At 28.5% G+C, this 5,803-nt stretch carries 5 protein-coding genes; all 5 read right to left on the bottom strand.

Going from position 1 to position 5,803, the window contains the following annotated elements; genetic code table 11:
• Window positions 1-235: 235 nt before the first annotated feature.
• Window positions 236-1,249, bottom strand: a complete 1,014-nt coding sequence (locus ACFSSB_RS15680) for a hypothetical protein (RefSeq protein ID WP_379906007.1) — start codon at window positions 1,247-1,249, stop codon at window positions 236-238.
• Window positions 1,250-1,411: 162 nt separating this feature from the next.
• The gene (locus tag ACFSSB_RS15675) at window positions 1,412-2,350 is read right to left on the bottom strand and encodes a hypothetical protein (protein ID WP_379906005.1); all 939 of its coding nucleotides are present in this window, start codon (window positions 2,348-2,350) and stop codon (window positions 1,412-1,414) included.
• Between the two features lie 148 nt (window positions 2,351-2,498).
• Entirely contained in the window at window positions 2,499-3,410 is a 912-nt protein-coding gene (locus tag ACFSSB_RS15670; protein WP_379906003.1) for a hypothetical protein, read from the bottom strand.
• A gap of 173 nt (window positions 3,411-3,583) precedes the next feature.
• Window positions 3,584-3,880: a hypothetical protein gene (locus ACFSSB_RS15665; RefSeq protein WP_379906001.1), complete on the bottom strand. Its 297-nt coding sequence runs from the start codon at window positions 3,878-3,880 to the stop codon at window positions 3,584-3,586.
• A gap of 1,060 nt (window positions 3,881-4,940) precedes the next feature.
• The gene (locus ACFSSB_RS15660) at window positions 4,941-5,654 is read right to left on the bottom strand and encodes a hypothetical protein (RefSeq protein WP_379905999.1); all 714 of its coding nucleotides are present in this window, start codon (window positions 5,652-5,654) and stop codon (window positions 4,941-4,943) included.
• Window positions 5,655-5,803 lie beyond the last annotated feature (149 nt).

The following is a 5,803-nucleotide window of genomic DNA, read 5'->3' as shown; positions in this document are numbered from 1 at the left end:
TCGGTGAAATTCTTATTGTAAGTCCAGTATTCCGTAAGAGTTTTATCGCTCTGACATTAATCCATAAGTTTCGATACTTGCAATGAACAAGGGAAGTTCCAGAAGTCGGGGATTATTAAATACAACGTGTTTGTATATGGTTTGTTGCGTGGTTTAAGCAACTAATTTAGTAAATAATTACCGACCAAGAAAGTCCGCGAGGACTTTCGTAAGTAGGCGAGAAGCTAGCAATAAATTATATACGGTGTTGTAAGCAGTTTTTTATTTTTAATTCATTTTGCTCTAAATCAACTTCAATATAGTTCGTTTTTGTTTTATTTATTCCGCATTCAAATAATTCCCCATTATATACTAGTGTTATTGGGTCAGATATAGAGTAAGTTATAGTTTGGTATTTTTCTTTATATAATCCATTTGTACTTTTAGGATAATTATCATATTTCTGAATGTTATATCTTGGGTTAAATGCTTTTATTAATGCTTTTTCGATATCATAGAAAATACTTTTTTCAGAAGGATTATCTTTTTGCGTTATATACTTAATAATATCTTCTTTTTTCATTTCACTTAACATTCTGGCATCATCAGTACTTTTTATTTCAAATAGAAGTATCATTATTTCGCTTGAAATTTTCATTCCTGGGTAAAAAGGATTTTCTCGAGATAAGATATTTTGTAATTTACTGTGACTATTCAACCTTTTCCATATAGGTTGTTTTACAGATTCTCCTATATAGAGAATATCAAATGTGCTTTGAGGATTTAATTCTCCGTTTAATTCACACGTCCACATTTTATTCCAATTCCTTTCAAGAATAATGTCAGGTGTTATATATTTTATAAAGGAATTTTCTATTTCTTCTGATTCAGAAATTGTAATTAATTCAATATTGTCAAAATCCTTTAAGTTTAAATTTTCTTTAGAAGTCTTTCTAGAATTAAAACCTTTATTATGGCTTAATCCTAATTTTATATCTCTTCTGTCACCAGAGATAATATTTTCTTGAAAAAGAGGAAGTTTAAAATCAATAATTTTTTCGGTAACTGTTTGATAAATTTGTCCAACTATAGTGAAATCTTTTATCTCTAATTGTCTAAATAATAGGCAAGGTCTTTTACATAAAAAATAAAAAGATGATTCACTTAATAAATTTGGTAATAAAGGGTCATTTACCAAATAGCTAAAATCATCTACGCTAGTTGGCGATAGAGCCAATTTAAATAAGCAGTTTAGATTTAGTTTACTCAATTTCTCTGGTTTTTCAAATTGCTTACAACGGTTTAGCATATGGTTTGTTGCGTGATTAAGTCACTAAGTTAGTAAATAAAAACCGAATAGAAAGTCCGCTAGGACTTTCGTAAGCAGGCTAGAACCAAGCAATAAAATATATGCATTGTTAGCAATAGTTAATTATTCAACAAAACCTTTAATTTTTAAAGAATTCATTTTTTTGAGTTCAAAAAGTTCATTTGGATAATTTCCATATAAAGTTTTTACTTTTCCATTACTAATCTCAAAGTAAGGTTCAGGATATTTTTCTTTAATGAAGTCTATATTTTCTTCATTGAATTGAAATTCAATAGGCTTTTCAAATTCAATTTTTCTAGGCTTTATATGAAAGGTTGAATCTACGTTATGATAATTTCTAGAATTATATGGTGAAGCCCATTTTCCTTCTGTGGTTTTATATAAATCATGATACTGATATTTTACATGAATTAAATTCCCACAATATTCAGTGACGTATAATAAAACAGTATCGTATTCGTCATATCTTTTTCTCGAAGCATGGTCATAAGAAACAAATTTAATTGTGTCTTTTGGAAAATTCCCATACAGGTTTTCAAGAATTGCATATTCAGCATCATACTTTGTATCCATTGATATCATATCACAATACTTTATGTGGTCTGAATAATCTACTTTAATTTTTTTACCAATAAAAACGTATAGTTTACTAGGTTTCTCCTTACAAGGAATATATTCCTCACAAGGTTCAGGCTTTAGTTTAATTTCAATGTATTCTTTCTTTAATAAGTCACTTACAAGGTAAGATTCTGTTATATGTTCCCAAGAACTGAAGTAAAGGGAATCAGTAAGTTTTACGTTTATTTCAAATTTCCCATTCTTGTCAGCTATTACTCTATAGTTTTCGTCGTAGAATACCTTTTCATATTCTGGGTATTTCAATTTTTCAGAGCTAATTATTTTATTTAAAGTATCATTTACAATAATTTCAATTTCTGGACCTAATTTTTTTGAGTTTTTAGCAAAGCCAATAATGCTTACTTTTTGGGCAAAAGTAAAACTCATTATTAAAAGAAATAAGATGGTTAACTTTGTTTTCATAATTATTGCTAACGGTTCTGTATATGATACGTTGCGTGTGTAAGCAACTAATTTAGCAAATAAAAACCGAATAGAATATTCCGCAGGAATATTCGTAAGTAGGCTAGAACTAGCAATGGATTATATACTTTGTTGTGCGTTCGTCTTTTCAAAATTGATGTTTATTTAATATTGCTTCATATTTATTGTTTTCTAAAGATTGTTTGAGTTTCAATCCATTTTCTTTTGTAGCTTGTTTTTCAGATGTTTTTTTTAATTTGATTATAGTGTCTTTTAGAGTTTTATGATATTCATCTATATTTCCGTTTTCAAATTTTGGTATTTTTATTATTTCTCTGTTAAATTTTTCTTGCGCACTATTATTAATATCGTTAAAAGCATTTATTATATCTTCTCTTGATTTGTCTGTAGCTTTTATTAAATAAATACATTCTTCAAAATCTTTTCGTTTTGTAAGTATTTCTTTTGTACTGATGCTTCTACTATTATGAAGTTTTACAGAGAAGAGTTCTGAACCTAAACTAGTATCAAAATTAGTTGCAGTTCCATCATTCTCAAGATTAAATGTTGTGTCTTTGTAATATATATTTAAAATATATAATCCTCCCAATGCACGAATTAAATGTTTTAGGTTTCCTTTTTTTAAGTTTTTCCCTCTGTTATGTTTCACAGCTTGATATGCTTGTAACCAATCAGAAGAACTTGATCCTCTTTTATTTGCCTTATATAAAGGATTTATAATTTTATTTTCCTCTTTGTCAAAATATAAATTTGGTGATGAAACAAATATTAGTTTTTTACTTAGTTTCCATTTACTTTCTAAATGCCCAAAACAATCAGTGTCAAAAAATAAATCTTTATCATCTGTTTTCGTCCCTTCATTTAAAAAATAAAGTTCTTTAATAATAGATTCGACTTCAACTACAGTTCTAATTAATAATTCTGTTATTTTTATAGAATATATTTTAATCTGTTCATCATTTATATGTATTAAATTTGATAGGTAAATAAACTCACGTTCAAGGTTTCTGTATACTGAAGAATATAAATTATTGTTCATTTATAAATGCTGGGTTTAGATGACGCACAACGTGTTTGTATATGGTTTGTTGCGTGTTTCAAGCAACTAATTTAGTAAATAATTACCGACCAAGAAAGTCCGCGAGGACTTTCGTAAGTAGGCGAGAAGCTAGCAATAAATTATATACGGTGTTGGCAACTGGCTTTTATTTTTTAATGTTCCCAATGTTCTAATCTAAAATCAATTACAATTGAGTCTTTGTCAAATTCTACGTATAATTCTTTTCCTTCCATTGGATCTATGTTCCAACCATAATCAACCATTATTTCGTAAGTAATTTCGTTTTCTTTTTTAATTTGATAATTACCAGGTTCTCCTAATAATCCAATGACTTTTTTTAATTCCATTCCTTTTTCGAGATGATTTTCCATTAAGTCTTGGACCATATTTTCTCGATATTCATAAAATCCGTCAAATCTTTCATTCCATTTAGACTTGTCGAATTCCATTTCTTTTACTCCGCAACTTGAGAATAAAATTATGGTGATTAAAGTCAATATTTTGCTTAATATTTTCAATTTTTTAAAATCCGTTTTCTGTAAATTAAAAGTCCGATAAATGTCAGTCCACAAAGAATAGCTAAAATGTGAAATGTTTTGATTGCTTTACACAAGTCAATTCCAGAAACAAGAGAAATACAGTCAGTCAATTCACGTGTTTCGTATTTCAAACTAACCATAGAATTGAAAGCCATAAATTCAAATAATAGAATTCCGATTATTAATAAAATTATTGCAATTATGTAAATCGTTTTTCTCAATTATTCCTCGATTTTCAGCTTGTTGCCAACGGTTGCGTGTATGAAAAGTTGCTATTTTGTCAGCGAGGAATTTCCGAAGGAAATTCAGAAGTTGGCAAAATAGCAACTAACTTAATTTAAGCACTAATCTAGCAATTTTTTATACACATTGTTATAAAATGTAGCGAAACATTTGAGTAATAACGTTTTGATTTGCCGTAATGCTTGTTCAAATAAAAGGGAAAAGCTAAACGCGTTTTGCTTTTACAGTTGAATAGCGAAAAGTGTTTTTTTCAAAACGCTTTGTAGCATTTAGCGAAAGAGTAGTCTGTCGTATTTTAACTTATATATTGTTTGAAAGATAAAACAGTTAGATTTAATTCATAGAAAATACAGAGTAGAAGAGAGGAAAAGCTTAATAAAGATTAATCCAGGTTTTACTTATTACTCATTTTGTAAGTAATAAGAGTCTATTTCTCTTTCTTTTCAACCAGTATTGAGAGTGATTGAAATTTCATAAATATTATAATCTAAATTCTGAGAAAAGAGATCAACTTCAGAGTGAAAAACAATAAATAATAATTTGGTTTGATGCTAGACTTTCAGATTGAAGTTTGTTCTGAGCTATTTTTTATAACGGTTCTGTATATGATACGTTGCGTGTATAAGTCACTAATTTAGCAAATAAAAACCGAATAGAATATTCCGGAGGAATATTCGTAAGTAGGCTAGAACTAGCAATGGATTATATACTTTGTTGTACACTGTGCTTATTTCTGCTTATTAATTATTTCTTCTCTTAATTTGTTATACTCTTCAAAGTTCAGACTATAATGATCAATTTGTTTTTCATTAGGTAATGATATTCCGATAACTTTATGGCTTTCATAAAATGTCATAATTACCAGAAATTGATTTTCATGCTCTGAATAATAATATTTGTAATCAAAAATCTCTTTATTTTCTGGATTTCCGTTAATCCAATCTTGTGAAAGTTTATGTTCAATTGTATGATAATAGAAATGAGCATTCGCTGACAGCATTAGCATTCTAATTTTATTTGAAAAGAAATGAGTTCTGTCCTTTAAGCTTTTATTGAAATGATAGAAGTAAAGACCTTTAATGATTTTTTCAAAATAAGAATCCCAATTCGTTGCATTTTCTCTGAAGAAAGTGTCTCCTTCTGTAGTCGTGAACTTGCTAGTAACCAAGTCAATTGCTAAACCGCGACTTTCCTTTCGTTTTAGTCCTCGAATAGTTTTATTGTCAAAATGGTTTTTTGCTATTTCGGATTCTCCACCCATAGAAGTCATATAAAACCTCATTCTTTCATCAATTTTTGAAAAATCTTGATTGTGTTTAGCGCAGGATCTTACCGTAATCAGATTGTTCCTGTGACCTTTTGGAAATAAACCTTTCGGTGGAATATGTTCATCTCCAATTGCTGGATTTGAACACCAATAACAAATATCTTTAGTGTTCATAAAGTTTATTTCGGCATTGTGTACAACGTTTGCGTATATGAAATGTAGCGTATAATTAGCTAACTATCTTTCGTATTTGCTTTTACTTTATAAATAAACAAAAAAAAATGCTGATGTCAAATGCCTAGCTATTTTTTATATACGCTGTT

The sequence above is a fragment of the Lacinutrix gracilariae genome, from assembly GCF_042684485.1.
GTDB classification, from domain to species: domain Bacteria; phylum Bacteroidota; class Bacteroidia; order Flavobacteriales; family Flavobacteriaceae; genus Oceanihabitans; species Oceanihabitans gracilariae.
The sequence above is the reverse complement of the archived record's forward strand: the minus strand, read 5'-3'. Positions and strand labels throughout refer to the sequence as shown.

Excerpts from the sequence above, each read along its gene's own strand:
- ACFSSB_RS15675 (WP_379906005.1), bottom strand. The coding sequence starts at position 2,350 with ATGAAAACAAAGTTAACCATCTTATTTCTTTTAATAATGAGTTTTACT.
- ACFSSB_RS15670 (WP_379906003.1), bottom strand. The coding sequence starts at position 3,410 with ATGAACAATAATTTATATTCTTCAGTATACAGAAACCTTGAACGTGAG.
- ACFSSB_RS15665 (WP_379906001.1), bottom strand. The coding sequence starts at position 3,880 with ATGGAATTCGACAAGTCTAAATGGAATGAAAGATTTGACGGATTTTAT.
- ACFSSB_RS15660 (WP_379905999.1), bottom strand. The coding sequence starts at position 5,654 with ATGAACACTAAAGATATTTGTTATTGGTGTTCAAATCCAGCAATTGGA.